The 17,313-nt window shown below is 72.2% G+C and carries 18 protein-coding genes and 1 tRNA gene; 7 read left to right on the top strand and 12 right to left on the bottom strand.

Features of this window, described 5'->3' with window-relative positions; translation table 11 throughout:
• Position 1 precedes the first annotated feature (1 nt).
• From ACWCHM_RS28170 to ACWCHM_RS28190, 5 genes are read right to left on the bottom strand one after another with little or no spacing between them, the layout of a single operon-like run.
• The gene (locus ACWCHM_RS28170) at positions 2 to 1,507 is read right to left on the bottom strand and encodes a peptidoglycan D,D-transpeptidase FtsI family protein (RefSeq protein WP_281901542.1); all 1,506 of its coding nucleotides are present in this window, start codon (positions 1,505 to 1,507) and stop codon (positions 2 to 4) included.
• Positions 1,504 to 2,994, bottom strand: coding sequence for an FtsW/RodA/SpoVE family cell cycle protein (locus ACWCHM_RS28175; RefSeq protein WP_372445970.1), 1,491 nt, complete (start codon positions 2,992 to 2,994; stop codon positions 1,504 to 1,506). Before ACWCHM_RS28175 ends, ACWCHM_RS28170 begins: the two co-directional genes overlap by 4 nt.
• 29 nt (positions 2,995 to 3,023) lie before the next feature.
• The gene (locus ACWCHM_RS28180) at positions 3,024 to 4,448 is read right to left on the bottom strand and encodes a PP2C family protein-serine/threonine phosphatase (RefSeq protein WP_204958422.1); all 1,425 of its coding nucleotides are present in this window, start codon (positions 4,446 to 4,448) and stop codon (positions 3,024 to 3,026) included.
• Entirely contained in the window at positions 4,445 to 4,933 is a 489-nt protein-coding gene (locus ACWCHM_RS28185) for an FHA domain-containing protein FhaB/FipA (protein WP_204958421.1), read from the bottom strand. The genes ACWCHM_RS28180 and ACWCHM_RS28185 overlap by 4 nt, the downstream gene beginning before the upstream one ends.
• Positions 4,934 to 4,939: 6 nt before the next feature.
• Positions 4,940 to 5,734: an FhaA domain-containing protein gene (locus ACWCHM_RS28190; protein WP_204958420.1), complete on the bottom strand. Its 795-nt coding sequence runs from the start codon at positions 5,732 to 5,734 to the stop codon at positions 4,940 to 4,942.
• A gap of 229 nt (positions 5,735 to 5,963) precedes the next feature.
• On the opposite strand from ACWCHM_RS28190, the gene ACWCHM_RS28195 reads away from it, so the two are divergent.
• From ACWCHM_RS28195 to ACWCHM_RS28210, 4 genes are all read left to right on the top strand, one after another.
• Positions 5,964 to 6,049, top strand: a tRNA-Leu gene (locus ACWCHM_RS28195).
• 64 nt (positions 6,050 to 6,113) lie between these two features.
• Positions 6,114 to 7,235 (top strand): NAD-dependent epimerase/dehydratase family protein, encoded by a 1,122-nt coding sequence (locus tag ACWCHM_RS28200; protein WP_421489733.1) that lies wholly within the window; start codon positions 6,114 to 6,116, stop codon positions 7,233 to 7,235.
• Complete coding sequence (locus ACWCHM_RS28205; RefSeq protein ID WP_454220474.1) at positions 7,232 to 8,038, top strand: WecB/TagA/CpsF family glycosyltransferase; 807 nt, start codon at positions 7,232 to 7,234, stop codon at positions 8,036 to 8,038. The genes ACWCHM_RS28200 and ACWCHM_RS28205 overlap by 4 nt, the downstream gene beginning before the upstream one ends.
• 158 nt (positions 8,039 to 8,196) lie before the next feature.
• Positions 8,197 to 8,817, top strand: coding sequence for a hypothetical protein (locus tag ACWCHM_RS28210; protein ID WP_454220475.1), 621 nt, complete (start codon positions 8,197 to 8,199; stop codon positions 8,815 to 8,817).
• Here the strand turns inward: ACWCHM_RS28210 and ACWCHM_RS28215 are convergent.
• From ACWCHM_RS28215 to ACWCHM_RS28225, 3 genes are all read right to left on the bottom strand, one after another.
• Positions 8,785 to 9,177 (bottom strand): hypothetical protein, encoded by a 393-nt coding sequence (locus ACWCHM_RS28215; RefSeq protein ID WP_454220477.1) that lies wholly within the window; start codon positions 9,175 to 9,177, stop codon positions 8,785 to 8,787. The two genes, ACWCHM_RS28210 and ACWCHM_RS28215, sit on opposite strands and share 33 nt — an antisense overlap.
• 153 nt (positions 9,178 to 9,330) lie before the next feature.
• Positions 9,331 to 9,552, bottom strand: coding sequence for a DUF397 domain-containing protein (locus tag ACWCHM_RS28220; RefSeq protein ID WP_091253343.1), 222 nt, complete (start codon positions 9,550 to 9,552; stop codon positions 9,331 to 9,333).
• Positions 9,522 to 10,403, bottom strand: coding sequence for a helix-turn-helix domain-containing protein (locus ACWCHM_RS28225; protein ID WP_204958415.1), 882 nt, complete (start codon positions 10,401 to 10,403; stop codon positions 9,522 to 9,524). Before ACWCHM_RS28225 ends, ACWCHM_RS28220 begins: the two co-directional genes overlap by 31 nt.
• 639 nt (positions 10,404 to 11,042) lie before the next feature.
• On the opposite strand from ACWCHM_RS28225, the gene ACWCHM_RS28230 reads away from it, so the two are divergent.
• Together ACWCHM_RS28230 and ACWCHM_RS28235 are read left to right on the top strand one after the other, a co-directional pair.
• The gene (locus ACWCHM_RS28230; protein ID WP_088645737.1) at positions 11,043 to 11,327 is read left to right on the top strand and encodes a hypothetical protein; all 285 of its coding nucleotides are present in this window, start codon (positions 11,043 to 11,045) and stop codon (positions 11,325 to 11,327) included.
• 102 nt (positions 11,328 to 11,429) lie between these two features.
• Positions 11,430 to 11,945 (top strand): hypothetical protein, encoded by a 516-nt coding sequence (locus ACWCHM_RS28235; protein ID WP_281901550.1) that lies wholly within the window; start codon positions 11,430 to 11,432, stop codon positions 11,943 to 11,945.
• A 28-nt stretch (positions 11,946 to 11,973) separates the two neighbouring features.
• On the opposite strand, the gene ACWCHM_RS28240 is transcribed toward ACWCHM_RS28235, so the two are convergent.
• Positions 11,974 to 12,642: a PASTA domain-containing protein gene (locus tag ACWCHM_RS28240; protein ID WP_454220479.1), complete on the bottom strand. Its 669-nt coding sequence runs from the start codon at positions 12,640 to 12,642 to the stop codon at positions 11,974 to 11,976.
• Between the two features lie 144 nt (positions 12,643 to 12,786).
• Complete coding sequence (locus ACWCHM_RS28245; protein WP_421489736.1) at positions 12,787 to 13,470, bottom strand: PASTA domain-containing protein; 684 nt, start codon at positions 13,468 to 13,470, stop codon at positions 12,787 to 12,789.
• A 112-nt stretch (positions 13,471 to 13,582) separates the two neighbouring features.
• Between ACWCHM_RS28245 and ACWCHM_RS28250 the strand changes: the two genes are divergently transcribed.
• Positions 13,583 to 14,953: a hypothetical protein gene (locus ACWCHM_RS28250; RefSeq protein ID WP_421489737.1), complete on the top strand. Its 1,371-nt coding sequence runs from the start codon at positions 13,583 to 13,585 to the stop codon at positions 14,951 to 14,953.
• Between the two features lie 22 nt (positions 14,954 to 14,975).
• Here ACWCHM_RS28250 and ACWCHM_RS28255 read toward each other — a convergent pair whose 3' ends face one another.
• Both ACWCHM_RS28255 and ACWCHM_RS28260 read right to left on the bottom strand, forming a co-directional pair.
• Positions 14,976 to 16,454: a glutamate--cysteine ligase family protein gene (locus tag ACWCHM_RS28255; RefSeq protein ID WP_204958411.1), complete on the bottom strand. Its 1,479-nt coding sequence runs from the start codon at positions 16,452 to 16,454 to the stop codon at positions 14,976 to 14,978.
• Between the two features lie 232 nt (positions 16,455 to 16,686).
• Complete coding sequence (locus ACWCHM_RS28260; RefSeq protein ID WP_088645742.1) at positions 16,687 to 17,265, bottom strand: YceI family protein; 579 nt, start codon at positions 17,263 to 17,265, stop codon at positions 16,687 to 16,689.
• Positions 17,266 to 17,313: the final 48 nt, after the last annotated feature.

The following is a 17,313-nucleotide window of genomic DNA, read 5'->3' on the forward strand; positions in this document are numbered from 1 at the left end:
GTCAGCGGCCCCCCGCATCGGCGATGGCCGCCTGCATGATCTTGCCACCGATCCGGGCGGCCTCGGCGCTGCCGCCGCTGCCCGCCTGCTCCAGCTCCACGCAGACCGCGGAGACGGCGTTGCCGTTCTTGTCCAGGGCGAAGCCGATGAACCAGCCGTGGTCGGGCCGGTCCGGGGCGGACTGGGCGGTGCCGGTCTTGCCGCCGACGGTGTAGCCGTCGATGGCCGCCGAACTGCCGGTGCCGTTCCTCACCACGCTGACCATCATGTCCCGCAGGTCGTCGGCGACCTGGCCGCTGACCGGCTGGCGCAGTTCCCGGGGCTGGGCGTTGTAGTAGCTGGTGGTGCGGTCCGGCCCGAGCAGCTGCTTGACCAGGTAGGGACGCATCTGCCGGCCCTTGTTGGCGACCGAGCCGGCGATCAGCGCCCCCTGCAACGGGGTCATCCGCACGTTGTTCTGGCCGATCGAGGACTGGGCCAGCGCGGCCGGGTCGGTGCCGCCGTCGGGGTTCTGCATGTCGCCGGTGCGGCTGGCCGCCACCGGCAGGCCCCCCTCGCCGAGCTGCCCGACGGTGAGGTCGTCCTGCTCGAAGCCGAACTGGCGGGCCTTCTCCTTCACCGTGTCCGCGCCGAGCCGGACGCCGAGCTGGGCGAAGCCGGTGTTGCACGACTCGGTGACCGCGTCGATCAGGGTGACCTGCGCCTCCGGGCAGATCGACGCGGCGGCGTTGCGGATCGGCGTGCCCGAGGTCGGCGGGGTCCAGCTCGCCCCGGCCGGGATCTCGGTGTCCTTGCCGACCCCGTTCTCCAGCGCGGCGGCGGCGATCACGATCTTGAAGGTGGAGCCGGGCGGCAGGACCTCCGACAGCGCCCGGTTCTTCAGCGGGCCGTCCGGGTCCTGCTCGTACTTGTTGTACGCCGCCGAGGCCACGTTGGTGTCGTGGTCGGCCAGCGGGTTCGGGTCGAAGCCGGGCATCGAGACGAGCGCCTGAATCGCACCGGTACGCGGGTCGATGGCGATCGCTGCGCCCTTCTTGACCCCGTTGCGGTTGTTACGCAACTGCTCGTAGGCGGTGTCCTGGGCGCGCTTGGAGATGCTCAGCAGCACGTTGCCGCCACCGCTCTCGTCGCCGGTGAACATGTCCTTGATCCGGTTGCCGAGCAGGGCGTCGCTGGTGCCGGCGAGGAAGTCGTTCTCCAGCCGTTCGATGCCGGTGTCGCCCAGGTTGACCGGCTTGTAGCCGAGCACGTGCGCGTACTTCGACCCGCCGGGGTAGGTGCGCTGGAACTTCAGCTTGCCGCCGGTCTCCTTGCTGGTGGCCACGGCGGTACCGCCGGCCTCGATGTTGCCCCGCCGACGCTCGTACTCGGCCACCTGGACCCGGCCGTTGTAGTCGCTGTTGCGGTACTCGTCCGCCTTGTAGGCCTGGATCCAGTTCAGGTTGGCGAAGAGCAGCCCGAACAGGACCATGACGACGACGCCGACGCGGCGCAGGGGCGCGTTCACGGGCGGATCACCTCCGTGGGAGCACCGTGCAGCTGTTCCGGCGGCCCGCCACCGGGCCGGCCCGCCGGGCCGCCGCCCTGGGCCACCGGCCGCCGGGCGGCGTCGGAGATGCGCAGCAGCACCGCGATGAGCAGCCAGTTCGCCATCAGCGACGAGCCACCGGCGGACAGGAACGGGGTGGTCTGACCGGTCAGCGGGATGAGCTTGCTGATACCGCCGACGATCACGAAGACCTGCAGGCCCAGGGTGAAGGCGAGCCCACCGGCGACCAGCTTGCCGAACGAGTCCCGCACCGCCAGCCCGGCCCGCAGCCCCCGCTCGACGATGAGCAGGTAGACCACCAGCAGGGCGGTCAACCCGAACAGGCCGATCTCCTCACCGATGCCGGCGAAGATGAAGTCGTTCTGCACCTCGGGGATCTCCAGCGGCTCCCCGGCGCCCGGCCCGGAGCCGAACAGGCCCCCGCTGCCCAGGCCGAGCAGCCCCTGCACCAACTGGTAACCCCGGTCGTACGGCTCGGCGAACGGGTCGAGCCAGATTTCGGCACGGGTGTAGAAGTTGGCGAACGGCCCACCCACCGTGCCGCCGAGCACGTACGCGAGGTAGGCGCCGCCGAAGAAGAGGACCAGACCGATCAGCAGCCAACTGACCCGTTCGGTGGCGATGTAGAGGGTCACCACGAACATGCCGAAGTAGAGCAGCGAGGTGCCGAGGTCCTTCTCGAAGACCAGGACCAGCAGACTGATCATCCACACCCCGAGCACCGGGCCGAGATCCCGCCCGCGCGGGAAGTCGATGCCGAGGATGCGGCGGCTGGCCAGTGAGAGCACCTCACGCTTGCGGACCAGGTAGTAGGCGAAGAAGACCAGCAGCGCCAGCTTGGCGAACTCACCGGGCTGGATGCTGAACCCGCCCACCCTGATCCACAGCTTCGCGCCGTTGATCTCGGAGAACCGGCCGGGCAGCACCGCCGGGATCATCACCAGCACGATGCCGGCCAACCCCAGGGTGTACGCGTACCGGGAGACCGCCCGGTGGTCGCGCATCAGCACCAGCAGGCCGGCGGCCAGGATCACCGCCGCCAGCGTCCAGGCCAACTGCCGCCCGCCGGTGCCGGCGAAGATGGCGAGCGTCTCCCGCTCGGCCGGGGCGGCCTTGCCGAGGTCGAGCCGGCGCAGGAAGCCCACCCCGATGCCGTTGAGCAGGGCGACCGCCGGGAGCAGGGCCGGATCGGCGAACGGCGCCCGCCACCTGATCACCAGGTGCATCCCGAGGAAGACCAGCCCGAGCGCGGCGGCAGGCATCCAGAAGTCGCGGGTGACGGTGTCGAGCAGGTTGGCCTCGACGATCGCCCCGTACGCGGCCACCAGCACCATCGCCAGCACCAGCAGGGACAGTTCGGCGTTACGCCGGGACCGCGACAAACGTACGCCGGGCCGCTCGCCCGTCGTGGCGGGCGAGACTACCGGGTGGGCCGCTGCGGTCAAGGAGGTGTCCCTCGGATCTCAGCCGACGGTCACTCGGGCGACCGGCAGCCCGCCGGGTCTCCGGCCGGCGGAACCGCGTCGGAGGCCGAGGCGTCGGGTGTGGTGGGCGGCGTGGGAGTGCCGTTGGCACCCGGGACCCCGGTCACGTCAGGGCTGGGTGAGCCCGGGACGACCGGCGTCGACGGGTTCGCCGGCACAGGTGAGCCGGTGACCAACGACGGCACCGGCGGGCAGACCGGCTTCAGGTTCGGGTTGGTCGGGGTGTCGCTGGTCAGCTCGGCCAGCCGGCGCAGCGCGTCCGGTCGGCTCTTGGCCTGGATGCCCTGCTTGACCTGCTCCTGGGCGGCCGGGGTGAGGTCGTCGAGCTTGGCCTGGCTGGTCGAGTGCACGCTGGACAGGTCGAGGCCGACCACCTGGCCGGGGACCCCGCGGAAGACCGCGAGCTGCCCGCTGTCGGTCGCCCCGACGTAGTACTGCCGCTGGGTGTAGCTCCACCCGGCGAAGAGGCCGCCACCGAGGATGACCAGCAGGGCCGCCAGCATCGCCGCGGTGCGCAGCGGCCGGCGCGGGCGCTCCGGGTCGTCGTCCCGGTTGGCCGCCGGCTCCTCCGGCGCGGGCGGACGCGGCGCGGACAGCGCCGACGCACGGGCGGCCGGGGTCGAGTCGTCGGCGGCGGTGGCCATGCCCCGGTCCCGGGCCGCGGCCCCGCCGACGATCGGGCTCGCCTCGACGATGTCCTGGTCGGTGGCGTCCGCGATGATCACGGTGATGTTGTCCGGGCCGCCGCCGCGCAGGGCGAGCTGCACCAGCCGCTCGACGCACTGCTGCGGGTCGGTGTACTCCCGGAGGCTGTCGCCGATGGTCTCCGCGCTGACCACACCGGAGAGGCCGTCGCTACAGATCAGGTAGCGGTCCCCGGGCAGCACCTGCCGGACGCTGTATTCCGGGTCGATGTCCCGGCCGTCGAGGGCGCGGGTGAGCAGCGAGCGCTGGGGGTGGCTGCTCGCCTCCTCCGCGCTGATCCGCCCCTCGTCGACGAGCATCTGGACGTAGGTGTCGTCCTTGGTGATCTGGGAGAACTCGCCGTTGCGCAGGAGGTAGGCCCGCGAGTCGCCGATGTGGACCATGCCGAGCTTGCTGCCCGAGAAGAGGGTCGCGGTGAGCGTGGTGCCCATCCCCTCCAGCTGCGGGTTGGCGTCCACGGTGTCGCGGAGCTGCTGGTTGGCGGTGCCCACGGCCGATCGCAGCGCGTCGACGAGCGCGTCCCCCGGGACGTCCTCGTCGAGCGGCGCCATGGCACCGATGACGATGTTGCTGGCGACGTCACCGGCGGCCATGCCGCCCATGCCGTCGGCGACGGCGAGGAGCCGCGGCCCGGCGTAGACGGAGTCCTGGTTTCCGTCTCGGATCAGACCGCGGTCGCTGTGGGCCGCATAGCGCAGGGTCAGAGTCATGGCCGTAATTCGAGAGAGGTGCGGCCGATACGGATCGGCACGCTGAGGGGGACGGGGGTCGGTCCGGTGACCTTAGCGCGATCGAGGTACGTGCCGTTAGTCGAACCGAGATCCTCGACGAACCACTGCCCGTCCCGGGGCACCAGCCGGGCGTGCCGGGCGGATGCGTAGTCGTCGGTGATGACGAGGGTGGAGTCCTCGGCCCGGCCGATGGTGATCTGCGCTTCGCCGAGGGTGATCCGGGTGCCGGCGAGCTGGCCGGCGGTGACCACCAGCTGGTGGGCCGCCCGCCCCCGCTTCACCTTCGCCGGCTTCGCCGGCGGCTGCTGGGTGGCGGCCCCGACCGTGCGCGGCGCGGCCACCAGCCGCCCCGACCGGGCACCCGCGAAGAGATCCCGACGGATGACACCGACCACCGTGAACACGAAGATCCACAGCAGGATGAGGAACCCGAACCGGGCGACGGTGATGACGAGTTCCGGCAAGGCGGGTCAGCCGTCCACGCGGAAGGTCAGCGTCGTGGTGCCGAGCTGGATCATGTCGCCCGGGTTCAGGGCGACCGCCGAGACCCGCTGGCCGTTGACCATGGTGCCGTTGGTCGACCCGAGGTCGGTCAGCACGACCTGGCCGCCGTCGAAGTCCAGCCGGGCGTGTCGCCTGGAGATCCCGACGTCGGGCAGGCGCAGGTTGGCCTGGTCGCCCCGGCCGATCACGGTCGAGCCCATCTGCAACGGATAGGTACGGCCGTCGCCGGAGACCAGCCGGACGTTGCGCGCACCGCCGCCGTGGCCGGGCGGCGGCCCGTAGCCACCCCCCTGGTCGTACGACGGGTAGGCCGGCGGGCCGGGGTCGTAGCCGCCGGGGGAGGAGACCGGAGCGACCTCGCCGCCGGTGTAGACCTCGGCGGTGACCCGGAACATGCCGGTGTCCAGCCCGTCGCCGCGCTCGACCTCGACGATCACGTCGCCGTAGACCGTCCACGCCTGCTCGCCGATGAACTCCGCCTGCGACTGGGCCAGCTCCTGGGCCAACGCAGCGGCGTACGGCGCCAACCGGCTGTGGTCGTACGGGGAGAGATCGATCACGTAGCGGTTGGGCACCAGGGTGCGGCCACCAGCGAGGATGGCCTTGTGCGCCTCGGCCTCCCGCTGCATGGCGTTGAGGATCTCCACGGGGTGGACCACCCCTTTGAAGACCTTGGCGAAGGCCCCTTCGACCAGGCCTTCCAGACGCTTCTCGAAGCGTTGCAGCACGCTCACCGGCTCCTCCTCGGGTCCCGAGGACATGATGGTATCTGGACGGCGCGCGTGCAGCTCGCGCGCCGCTCGGCCACCGCGCGGCGGCCCGTTCGGAGCGGCCCCCACGCCCGTGCTACTCTTTCGTCCGCCACGAAGGGTGACCGCTCGCAGGAACGGTAACCGGTCGAGGCGAGACCGCAGGACCGGGTAGCATGTTTGCCGGCCCGCCGGAGACGGCGAAGTCGACATGTGACACCGCGTTCGACGGTTGTGCCACGGGGATGTGGCGGAATGGCAGACGCGCACGGTTCAGGTCCGTGTGTCCGAAAGGACGTGGGGGTTCAACTCCCCCCATCCCCACCACCAGATGAGGGCTCCGCAGCTGCGGGGCCCTCACTTCGTATCGGGGCGTAGCGGACGTCAGGCTATGCTCCGATGGTTTTTTCCAGCCTCCTACCTTGACCAGGAGTGTCGTGTGAGTGTCGCGTTGGTGACCGGGTCGGGCGGTCTGATCGGTTCCGAGGCGGTCCGGCACTTCGCCGGGCTCGGCCTGGACGTGGTCGGCATCGACAACGACATGCGGCAGGAGTTCTTCGGCGCCGAGGCCTCGACCGCGTGGAACGTCCGGCGGCTGACCGACGAGCTGGGGTCGGCGTACGCGCACCACAGCATCGACATCCGCGACCGGGACAGCCTCGGCAAGCTCTTCGCCCGGTACGGCCGGGACATCGCCGTGGTGATCCACACCGCCGCCCAGCCGTCGCACGACTGGGCGGTGCGGGACCCGTTCACCGACTTCGACGTCAACGCCGGCGGCACCCTCAACATCCTGCAGAACGTGCGCGAGCACTGCATCGACGCGCCGGTGATCCACTGCTCGACCAACAAGGTCTACGGCGACCGCCCCAACAGCCTGCCGCTGGTGGAGCAGGAGACCCGGTGGGAGATCGAGCCGGGGCACCCGTACGAGCAGGGCATCCGCGAGGACATGTCGATCGACGCCTGCCTGCACTCGGTCTTCGGGGCCTCCAAGGTCGCCGCCGACGTGATGGTCCAGGAGTACGGCCGCTACTTCGACATGCGGACGGCCTGTTTCCGGGGCGGCACGCTGACCGGCCCGGCGCACTCGGCGACCGAGCTGCACGGCTTCCTCGGGTACGTGATGCGGGCCAACATGGAACGTCGTACCTACAAGATCTTCGGCTACCAGGGCAAGCAGGTCCGCGACGCGATCCACAGCTCGGACGTGGTGTCGGCGTTCGAGGCGTTCTTCCGGGAGCCCCGCTCGGCGGCGGTCTACAACCTCGGTGGCGGCCGGCACTCCAACACCTCCAACCGGGAGGCGTTCGCGCTGGCCGAGCAGATCACCGGCCAGGAGATGATCACCGAGTACGTCGACGCGAACCGGATCGGCGACCACAAGTGGTGGATCGGCTCGAACGAGGCGTTCCAGGCCGACTACCCGGGCTGGAAGCAGGTCTACGACGTACCCATGATCATGCGGGAGATCTACCAGGCCAACGTCGACAAGTGGGTGCCGGGAGCATGACCGCCCAGGGCAAGCGCAACGTCCTCGGCGTCCTGGTCGACGCCACCGACTACGCCTCGGCCACCGAACAGGTCGTCGCGGCGGCCCGGGACCGCCGGCCGCTGGCGCTGACCGCGCTGGCCGTGCACGGGGTGATGACCGGGGTGCTCGACCCGGCGCACAACGCCCGGCTCAACTCCTTCGACGTGGTCACCCCGGACGGCCAGCCGGTGCGCTGGGCGCTCAACCTGCTGCACCACGCCGGCCTGGCCGACCGGGTCTACGGCCCGACGCTGACCCTGCACGTGCTGCGCCGCTTCGCCGACGAGGGCCTTCCGGTCTACCTGTACGGCTCGACCGAGGAGACGCTGGCGAAGCTGCTCCCGGCGTTGGAGCGGATGTTCCCGGCGCTGAAGATCGCCGGGGTGGAGCCGTCGAAGTTCCGTGCGGTGCAGCCCGGCGAGGACGTCGAGATCGCCAACCGGATCCGGGCCAGCGGCGCCCGGCTCGTCCTGGTCGGTCTGGGCTGCCCCCGCCAGGAGGTCTTCACGTACGCGATGCGGCCCCTGCTGGACATGCCGCTGATGGCCGTCGGCGCGGCCTTCGACTACCACGCCGGCCTGCTCCGGCAGCCGCCGCCGTGGATGCAACGGGCCGGGCTGGAGTGGTTCTGGCGGCTCGGGTTGGAGCCGAAGCGGCTCTGGCGGCGGTACGTCATCCTCAACCCGGCCTACCTGACCCGTCTCGCCGGCCAGAAGACCGGCCTGTGGAAGGCCCGGCCGCCGGCTCCGGCCACCGAACGGCCGGCGACCTTCGCGGTCTGATCCGTCCACTGCGGACGACCGGCCGGGACGACGAACCGGCCGGTCCGGTGCCGTTGGGCCGACCGGTCGGGGCACGGCCACCCCTACGGGATGCTCCGGGGTGGGAACAGGGGCCTGTCCCGGATTCGCCGCCCTCCGTTGTGGGCAAGGCTGTATCCATGGATGGGCATCTTGTCGTGCTGCTGTCGATCGCCGCCGTCTGGCTCGCCGCCGGCGTCGTCGCGGACGGACTACCCCGGCTGGACCGGGCCCGCGCCCTGCGCCGGCGTACCGGATGGCTGCTCGCCCTCTCGGTCGCCGGGCTGGCCCTGACCGCGACGGTGTTGGCCGCCGGCACGATCAGCGGCGGGGACACCCCGGTCGACCGGGCCACCGGGCAACTCCCGCTGGTGGCGGTGCCGGCACTCGCGGTGGCCGCCTGCACGGTGCGCCGGGTCCGCCGGCTGCGGGCCGGAGCCGGCGCGTTCACCGCCGCGCCGGAGACCCCCGCGCCGTACGGCCTGCGGGCCGCCGCCGGGCACCCACTGATCGGGCTGCCGTTGCAGGTGACCGCGTTGGCCGCCGTGCCGGGCCTGTTGCGGGCAGGCGGGCTCGACCTGAGCGCCGGCAACGGGGTGACCGGAGTGGCGCTCACCGTCGGCGGGTTGGCCGTCCTCGCCATCGGGGTCCGCCACGGACTGCGGCACAACCGGCTCGCCGAGCGGACCCTGCCGGGTGCCCGCCCCGCGCTGGCCGGGCTGCCCGCCTCATCGGCTGCGGCCGGCTCCCTGCACGTATAGCAGTTCCAGGATCGCCCGGGTCGCCTCGAACCACCGGTCCAGCCAGCCGGGCGGCGGGACGCTGCCCTTCGGCGGCAGCTCCAGCAGCAGTCCGCGCAGCAGCGGGTGGTCGATCATCGATTCGGGTGCCTCGGTGAGCCAGGCGTCCCGGGCGGGCGACGGCTCGGCGAGCAGGTTCGGGTCGATCGACATCGGCGGCCCGACCTGTTCGGGCGCGGTGACACCGTCGTGATCGAAGTCGATGTCACCGGCACCCACCTCGGTGAGCATCGTGTCGCGGCGGACACTGCGGTACTTGCCGCCGAAGCGCTCGGCCCGGCCCGGGCCGTGGGTGAGGTTGTCTGAGCCGATCGTCGTCATCTGCGTATCGCCTGCCTCGCTCGGTTGCCGCCGTCTGCGGCGGATCGTCGACCAGCGCCGTACCGAGGGTTCAACGACCCGGGGCGCGAGTGGCGACGGGCCGGCCGGGGAGTGTCCCCCGACCGGCCCGCGGTCAACGCCACGCTGCGTTGGTCAGTGTTGGCCGAACGCGCCGTTCCGAGCGTCGGCGACGAAGGCGTTCCATTCCCCGGGGGCGAATACGAGGGCGGGACCTGTCTTGTCCTTCGAGTCCCGTACCCCGACCGCCCCGATCACGTAAGCCACCTCGACGCAGTTGTCACAGTTCGGCCCACTTTTTGAGCTCTTGAACCAGGTTGCCTGCGTCAGGTCCTCGGGGAACCTCTTGGTCGCCATTTCCACAACGGCTCCTCTGCCAGTTCTGCGATGTGTGCTATGGACTCCTCGGGCTGCCTGGCTGCTGCTCGAATGTGATCGAAGATGAAGCTGTACTTCTGTAGCTCGTCGCTCTTCTCCAGGAAGAGCCCACCCGTGGCGTTCTCCGCGTACACGACATCCGGATCAACCGATTCGGGAAAGCTGAGAATGGTGAACGTCCCGTCCATGCCGGCGTGCGCCCCCACCTCGAAGGGCAGGACCTGCAACGTCACGTTCGGCAGTTCGGCCACCTCCACCAGCCGCCGGAGCTGGTTACGCATCACCGCGTCACCGCCCACCGGCCGACTCAACACCGCCTCATCGAGCACCACCCAAAGATCGACCGGATCGTCCTGGGTCAACAACGACTGACGGCCCAGTCGGACACGCACCCGTTGTCGCACCTGGTCGGCGGTGAAGTCCGGACGGGCCGCCTGGATCATCGCGCTGGCGTACTCCTCGGTCTCCAACAGACCGGGCACGACCTGCTGTTCGTACGCCCGGATGTGGCCGGCCGCCGCCTCCAGGCCGACGTACGCGCCGACGAGCACGGTGCTGTAGGGGTGCCACCACCCCTTCTGCCGCGCCTCGCGGGCGATCTGCACCAGTTCCTCGCTCTCCGCGCCGACCACCCCGTAGATGCGGAGCATGTCCCGCACGTCGCGGGGCGTCGCGGAGGTGTGCCCGGTCTCGATCCGCGAGATCTTGGAGGCGGAGCACTCCAACTGCTCGGCGACGACCTCTATGGTGATGCCGGCCCCGTCGCGCAGGCGGCGCAGCTCGGCCCCGAGCCGACGACGCCGGATGGTGGGACTCCGCCGTTCGCTCATCGCATCGCCCCAGGTGCCGATGACGGGGGAAGCTGCTGCCTCGCGCTCACCCGGTTACCTCCGGTCGATCGCGCCTACGTCCACACCCGCCGGAGGCGCGATCGACGGGCGGCGGGCGATCGTTCGCGGCAAGGGGGTGGAACCGGTCGTCGGCCGGCCGCGTCGGGCGGAACCGCGTCCAGTGTGCCGCTCCGGAGTCGGCGTGATCAAGCGCCCGGTTCACGTGTCGCCCTCACGTATCGGCAAAAGTCGACGTGCAACTTGCATCCCGCATCACACTGATGCACTCTGTCCGTATGGTTCGAGTCACTCACCGTTTCCGGTCGATTTCCCGGTGTGATCAACGCCCCGGGCTCGCCCGGCCGGGTGGGTGCCCCGGGCCGCAGGATTCCACGAGACCTGCCCCGGGTTGATGACCCCGCCGCTGCACGCCCGAAGGCTGCGGCGGCGGGAGCGGTAACACCCGTGAGCAGCCGGGTGATGGCCGGGTGGCGCGATCCACCACCAGCGGGTACGCCCCCGGCCAGCACCACATCGAGCACCGGCCCGCGAGGCACAACCCCGTCGCCGGACCCGCAACCGTTCCCGTTCCGCACCGGCCGGCCACGCGACGCCGGCCATATCCTCCCAGGAGCCCATGTGCTTCCCCGCTCCGGTGACGTTCTGCACGTGACCCGCGCCGCCAGTGTGCAGTTCCTCAGGCCGATCACCTTCCGGGTGATCCGGGTGCTCGACTGGCCGACGTACGACGGCTGGCTCTGGCTCGACGGCTACCAGCTCAACGCCGCGGGCGACGCGGTCAGCCGCCGCTCGATCTTCGTCCAGCGGGCCGGGCTGACCCAGCTGCGGGCCGCAGCCGTACCGCGTCAGCACACCGCACGGTCACGCCGGCCGGTCAACCGCGCGCCGATCGCGGTGGGCTGACTCCCCGAATACCCGGCCGGAGGGCGTACCGCCGCCATAGAATCGGTACGCCCACCCCGGCGAACGTCTCCACCCCGCGCGTATCCGGCCCCTGAACCTGGGATGGCCATGGTCTATCTGCCCGCCGCGCGGCGGCACCACAGGTCCCGCCTCGGACCGGCCTTCGGGCTACTGGTCCTGATCGGCGTGGTCCTCACCCTCGTGGTGGTGACCCGTTACCCGGCCGAGTCGGCCACCCGGCTCGCCGAGCCGGTGCCGGCCCCCGAGATCACCGTGGCCGGGCCGGCCGACGCCCCGGCCGGCGACGACGGTACCCGGCCCGGCCTGCCGCCGCCCGTCGGGAGCAGGCCCGACACCCCACCCCCCGACACCTCATCCGGGGACGACCTGCCCGCCGACGGCGACGAAGCGGCCGACCCGGGCGGGGACGCGGCGGCCGACCGGGGGACCGCACAGTCCGGCGTCGGCGGCGGCGGTGCGTCCCCGCTCGCCGAGCCCCGACACCCGTCGGACGACCCGCAGACCGTCGTCCAGTCGCTGTTCTACTCCGGCCTGCTCGGGCTGGCCATCTCGCTGGCCGGGCTGGGTCTGGTGGGGACCAGACGCCGGATGTGGTGAGCCGGGCCGACGCGGGGCCCCGGCTCCGTCACCCGGTGGGGGTGGTGGTCGGGGTGGCGGTGCCGGTCGGCGACGTCGCCGGCTCGGCGGCCACCACCAGCGTCACCTCGTCACCCGCCGACACCTGCTGACCAGCCTCCGGATCGGTGGACAGGACGGTGCCGGGTGGCCGGTCCGACTCCCGCGTCTGCACCCGGGCGGACAACCCGAGCCGCCCCAGCAGGGCCTCCGCCGTCTCCTGGGAGAGGCCGACCAGCGGCGGCACCGCGATCTTCGCCGCTTCGGTCGACGGCGCGGTGGTCGGTGGGGTCGTCGGTGGCCCGGTGGTCGGTGCGGTGGTGGGCGGTGCGGTGGTCGGGGCGGCACCCGTCGTCGGCACTGCCGTCGGTGGTGGGGTCGGTGTCCCGTCCGAGGGCGTCTCCACCGCCCGCAGGGCCAGCCAGATCCCCACCCCGACGAGCCCGAACAGGACGAGCCCGAGCACCCCCAGGAGGATCGGCGTCCACCAGCGTCGGCCGCGCTGCTCCTCGGCGTACCACTCGGTCGGCTCCCGGGGACCGGCCGCCCGTGGCGGCGGCACCCCGGCCCGGCCGGACCAGACAGGCGTACCGGCCGGCTCGGGCCGGGTCGTCGCGTCGGCCGGGGGCAGCGGGCGGGTCGCGTCGTCGGCGGGCGGATCCTGGCGGTCGTCGCTCATCGCACGTCCTCTCACCACCTGGCGGACGGCGGGCGCTCGACCCACGTGCGCGGCCCCGGGCCGGCCGGGCGGTCGTGGCCCTCGGCCCACCACGGTAACGGTCGGGGCCGGCATCCACCGGGACCGGCGCGGCGACCCGCCCGGTCAGAGCGTCGGCGTCGCCCCGGGGGTCGGCGTCGGCGTCTGTCGGTCACCGCAGGAGATGGCCACCTGGTCGTTCCAGTGCGCGGTCGCGTCGGCCGCCGGCAGCTGGGCGGTGACCTCACCCCGGTTGCCGGTGGGGTACCGGGGGAACAGGCCCACCTCGCCCAGTTCGTCGGCGGCGTCGTCGCAGTCCTCGCCGATCAGGTCCGGCACCTCGACCTCGGGGGCCGGCCCGCTGACCTCGACCCGCACGGTGGTGCCCGCCTTCACCGACGTGTCCTGGGCGGGCACGGTACGGGTCACCGTCCGGCCCGACCCGGTGCCGAACACCAGCCGCCAGCCGAGCTTCCGGTCGTGCAGCGTGTCCCGCGCCTTCTCGAAGTCGAGCCCCACCAGCCGGGGCACGGTCAGCCCGCCACCGGTGGCGGCGGGTGGCGGCGGTGCGCCGGTCCGCGCGGCGGTCGGCCGGGCGGTGGTCGGTTCGTCGACCGGGGTGGACGGCCCACCGGCATCCGCTGCCCCGGGGGTGCCGGTCTCCTGGGCGTCGGGTTCGGCAAGCGCCCACCCGACGGTGCCCCCGACGGTGGCCAGCAGGACCGTCGCCAGGGTGCCGCCGAGCAGCAACCTGGCCCGGCCCGGCCGGTCCCGTCGCACACTGTCCTGTTCGGTGTAGTCGTCGTCCATGCCGCTCCCGCCTCGTCCCCGAAACGGTACCGGCCGCTGCCCAGTGGTCACCGGCCGTGCTCCGATGCTCGTCCGACTCGCCGCCCCGACCGGGGAACGCTACAGTCCCGGCATGGCGGGACGGGGCTGGGGAGGATCGGTGCTCACCGCGCTGGGCGTCGCCGCCGGTGTGGGCGCCGCGCAGCTGGGCTTCGGCTACGGCCTGGGCATCATCAACTGGGCGCCGGTCGACGTCGGGGCCACCGAACCGTCCTGGTTCGCCAGCCTCGCCTGGGCTACCTGGATCGCCGCCGTCTCCACCGTCGCCGGGGCGGTCTGCGCCCAGCGGCTGCACGAGCGGGGCGGGGACGTCGCCGCCGGCAGTGCGCTGCACCGGGTCACCCTCGCGGTGGCGGGCGCGGTCGGCGCGCTGATCACCGTGCTGCTGGTCGCGGTGCCGTCGCGGGCCGCCTCGGTACCGGAGACCTTCTCACCGCAGACCGTCGCGGCCGGGTACGCCGGGGTGGGCGTGCTGGTGGGCCTGGTGGCGGCCGTCTGGGCGCTGCACTCGCGGGCCGCCGCGACGAACGTGATCGCCACCGTCGGCTGGCTCTGGCTGCTGGCCGTGGTCTCCGTCGTCGACGGGGTGCTCGCCGGCCGGGGGCTGACCAGCGCCCAGCTCGGCATCTGGCAGATCGCCCAGGACAGCCCCCGGTTCTGGTGGCGGGACCACCTCTACTGGCCGGGCGCGCTGCTGACCCTGGGCTCGGCCCTGCTGATCGGCGCGTCGGCCGCCCGACGGGCCGCCCGAACGCCCGAGCTGCGGCTCGGTGCGGTGGTCTCCGGGGCCGCCGGGCCGCTGCTCGTCGCGGTGGCCTACTTCCTCGCCGTGCCCCGACTGGCCACGATCTCCCCGGCCCAGGTCTCGGCCCACCTCGTCGCGCCCTACGCGGTCGTCGTCGGCGCGGCCGGGTCGGTGCTGGTGGCCTCGCTCGCCCAGCGGGCCGAACGACGGGCCGCCGCCCGGACGACGCCGTCGGTGCCCCGTCCGCGTACCGGCGGACCGGACGACCTGCCGGCCGGCACCGACCCGGTCGCGCCCTCCGAACCGGACACCCGGCCCGACCTCCCGGCCGACGCGGCGGAACCGTCGACCGGCACTGTGGTCGACGCCACCCCCGACCGGCAGCCGACCTCCGTCGCCGGCACGACCGGTCCGGCCGACCCGGGTGGTCACGCCGTGCCGACGCCGGCCGCCGGGGACGGTTCCCCCACGCCCGTGCCGGACGCCGGGGGCGGTTCCGCCGCGCCGGCGGTCGGTCGGGCCCGGCCGGTCCGTCGGGGCCGGAGCGCCCCGGCCACCGGTGCGCCATCCGCCGGCCCCGGGGCGGACCAGGACGCCGGAGCGCCGGGCGACGCCCAGCCGGGCGACGGGCCGGCGGGGGTACGCCCGACGGATCCGCCCGCCGTGCCCAGGCCCCGCCCCGGTCGCCGCACCCCCTGACCGTCGACCGCCCGCCGGTGGTTCAGTCCACCGGCCAGGTGTGCACCGGTTCGTTGCTGCGCTGGAGTTCGGCGTACCGGTTGGCCATGTGGCGCAGCGCCGCGTCCCGGTCCAGGTTGCGGTGCCGCTGCGCGGCCCACACCGTCTCGGTCTGCCAGACCGCGCCGTTGCGGCCGGTACGGCAGCGCTGTTCGATGATGCCGAGCAGGCGGTCCCGTTCGGCCGGGGCGACCCCGAACCGGTCCAGCCCGGTGGCCGCCTTCGGCAGGAGGGTGTCGAGGACCAGCCTGGTGACCGGCACCTCGCCGAGCCGGGGCCAGTGCAGCACCGCGTCGAGGCCCCGGCGGGCGGCGGCGTGGAAGTTCTCCTCGGCGGAGCTGAAGGTGAGTTGGCTCCAGATCGGCCGGTCGGACTCGGCCAGCCCGCGCGCCAGCCCGAAGTAGAAGGCGGCGTTGGCCAGCATGTCGACCACGGTCGGGCCGGCCGGCAGCACCCGGTTCTCCACCCGCAGGTGCGGACGGCCGTTCATGATGTCGTACACCGGGCGGTTCCAGCGGTAGACGGTGCCGTTGTGCAGTCGCAGCTCGGACAGTTGCGGGACACCACCGGAGTGCAGCACCTCGACCGGGTCCTCGTCGGCGCAGATCGGCAGCAGCGGCGGGAAGTACCTGACGTTCTCCTCGAACAGGTCGAAGATCGAGGTGATCCAGCGTTCCCCGAACCACACCCGGGGGCGTACCCCCTGGGCCTTCAACTCGTCCGGGCGGGTGTCGGTGGCCTGCTGGAACAGGGCGATCCGGGTTTCGGCCCAGAGTTGCCGGCCGTAGAGGAACGGCGAGTTCGCGCCGACGGCGACCTGGACGCCGGCGATGGCCTGGGAGGCGTTCCAGTAGTCGGCGAAGCTGTCCGGGGCGACCTGGAGGTGGAACTGGAGGCTGGTGCAGGCGGCCTCGGGGACGATCGAGTCGGTGTGCGTACGGAGCTGCTCCACCCCCCGGATGTCCAGCTCGATGTCCTCGCCCCGGGCACCGACGATCTGGTCGTTGAGCACCCGGTAGCGCTCGTTGGTGGAGAGGTTGTCGGCCACCAGGTGCTGCTCGGTCAGGGTGGGCAGGATGCCGACCATGACGATCCGGGCGTCCGACTTGGCCGCCCGCTCGTCGGCCCGGTCCAGGCTGCTGCGCAGGTCGGTCTCGTAGTTGGCGAACCCGGCCCCCTCGATCAACCGGGGCGTCGCGTTCAGTTCCAGGTTGAACTGCCCCAGCTCGGTCTGGAAGAGCGGGTCGGCGATCGCGGCGAGGATCTCGTCGTTGCGCATCGCCGGCTCGGCGTCCGGGTCCATCAGGTTGAGTTCGATCTCCAGGCCGGTCATCGGCCGGTCGGCGTCGAAGCCGAAGTCGTCGAGCATCAACGCGAAGACGTCCAGGCAGCGCCGCACCTTCTGCCGGTAGCGGACCCGGTCCTCCCGGGAGAACGCGCCCTGCTCGACGTCCCTACCCATGTTTCCTCCAGGCGTGAGACGCGCGGGACGGTGACCGTCCCGGCGCGCAGTGTGAACCACCATAGGAGCGCCCACGCGCCGGGGCCAGTGCCCACCGGGTATGCGCTGTCCCGCTTTTCTACCCAGCGGCCGTCCACCAGCACCGGATGCCGCCGTCGCCGGACAGTGACAATCCGCACGCGGACACGGGGAAGCCCCCGCTCGCGGTGAGCGGGGGCTTCCCGTGCCGGGCTCAGGCCTGCCGGATGGCCTCGCCCTCGATCTCGATCTTGATCTTTTTGCCGACCAGCACGCCACCGGTCTCCAGGGCGACGTTCCAGGTCAGGCCGAAGTCCTCACGGTCGATCTCGGTGCTGGCGGTGAAGCCGAACACGTCGGTGCCGAACGGGGTGCGGCCGACGCCCTCGAACTCGACCTCCAGCTCGACCTGGCGGGTGACGCCCTTGATGGTCAGGTCACCGAGCAGGACGAACTCGTTGCCGTCGTGGGACTTCACGGCGGTGCTGCGGTATTCCAGCGTCGGGAACTGCTCGACGTCGAGGAACTCGGGGCTGCGCAGGTGGCCGTCCCGGTCGGCCTGGGCGGTGTTGATGCTGGCCGCCTGGATGGTGGCGGTGACCGAGGACTGCAGCGGGTCCTCGGCGACGGTGATGGTGGCGGTGGCGTCGGCGAACTCGCCGCGTACCTTGCTGACCATCATGTGCCGGGCGACGAAGCCCACCCGCTTGTGCGCGGCGTCCAGCAGGTAGGTGCCGGCGGCGGGGATGGTGAGGCCGTCCCAGTCGCGGGTAACCGACTCGGTGCTGGTCATGTAACTGCCCTCCGGGGAAGATTGTTTAGTAGCCCAACGACTGCCTGA

This window comes from Micromonospora sp. SCSIO 07396 (assembly GCF_053667945.1).

Excerpts from the sequence above, each read along its gene's own strand:
- ACWCHM_RS28200 (WP_421489733.1), top strand. The coding sequence starts at position 6,114 with ATGCTCCGATGGTTTTTTCCAGCCTCCTACCTTGACCAGGAGTGTCGT.
- ACWCHM_RS28215 (WP_454220477.1), bottom strand. The coding sequence starts at position 9,177 with ATGACGACGATCGGCTCAGACAACCTCACCCACGGCCCGGGCCGGGCC.
- ACWCHM_RS28240 (WP_454220479.1), bottom strand. The coding sequence starts at position 12,642 with ATGAGCGACGACCGCCAGGATCCGCCCGCCGACGACGCGACCCGCCCG.
- ACWCHM_RS28220 (WP_091253343.1), bottom strand. The coding sequence starts at position 9,552 with ATGGCGACCAAGAGGTTCCCCGAGGACCTGACGCAGGCAACCTGGTTC.
- ACWCHM_RS28180 (WP_204958422.1), bottom strand. The coding sequence starts at position 4,448 with ATGACTCTGACCCTGCGCTATGCGGCCCACAGCGACCGCGGTCTGATC.
- ACWCHM_RS28205 (WP_454220474.1), top strand. The coding sequence starts at position 7,232 with ATGACCGCCCAGGGCAAGCGCAACGTCCTCGGCGTCCTGGTCGACGCC.
- ACWCHM_RS28255 (WP_204958411.1), bottom strand. The coding sequence starts at position 16,454 with ATGGGTAGGGACGTCGAGCAGGGCGCGTTCTCCCGGGAGGACCGGGTC.
- ACWCHM_RS28250 (WP_421489737.1), top strand. The coding sequence starts at position 13,583 with ATGGCGGGACGGGGCTGGGGAGGATCGGTGCTCACCGCGCTGGGCGTC.
- ACWCHM_RS28225 (WP_204958415.1), bottom strand. The coding sequence starts at position 10,403 with ATGAGCGAACGGCGGAGTCCCACCATCCGGCGTCGTCGGCTCGGGGCC.
- ACWCHM_RS28190 (WP_204958420.1), bottom strand. The coding sequence starts at position 5,734 with ATGTCCTCGGGACCCGAGGAGGAGCCGGTGAGCGTGCTGCAACGCTTC.
- ACWCHM_RS28260 (WP_088645742.1), bottom strand. The coding sequence starts at position 17,265 with ATGACCAGCACCGAGTCGGTTACCCGCGACTGGGACGGCCTCACCATC.
- ACWCHM_RS28235 (WP_281901550.1), top strand. The coding sequence starts at position 11,430 with ATGGCCATGGTCTATCTGCCCGCCGCGCGGCGGCACCACAGGTCCCGC.
- ACWCHM_RS28210 (WP_454220475.1), top strand. The coding sequence starts at position 8,197 with ATGGATGGGCATCTTGTCGTGCTGCTGTCGATCGCCGCCGTCTGGCTC.
- ACWCHM_RS28245 (WP_421489736.1), bottom strand. The coding sequence starts at position 13,470 with ATGGACGACGACTACACCGAACAGGACAGTGTGCGACGGGACCGGCCG.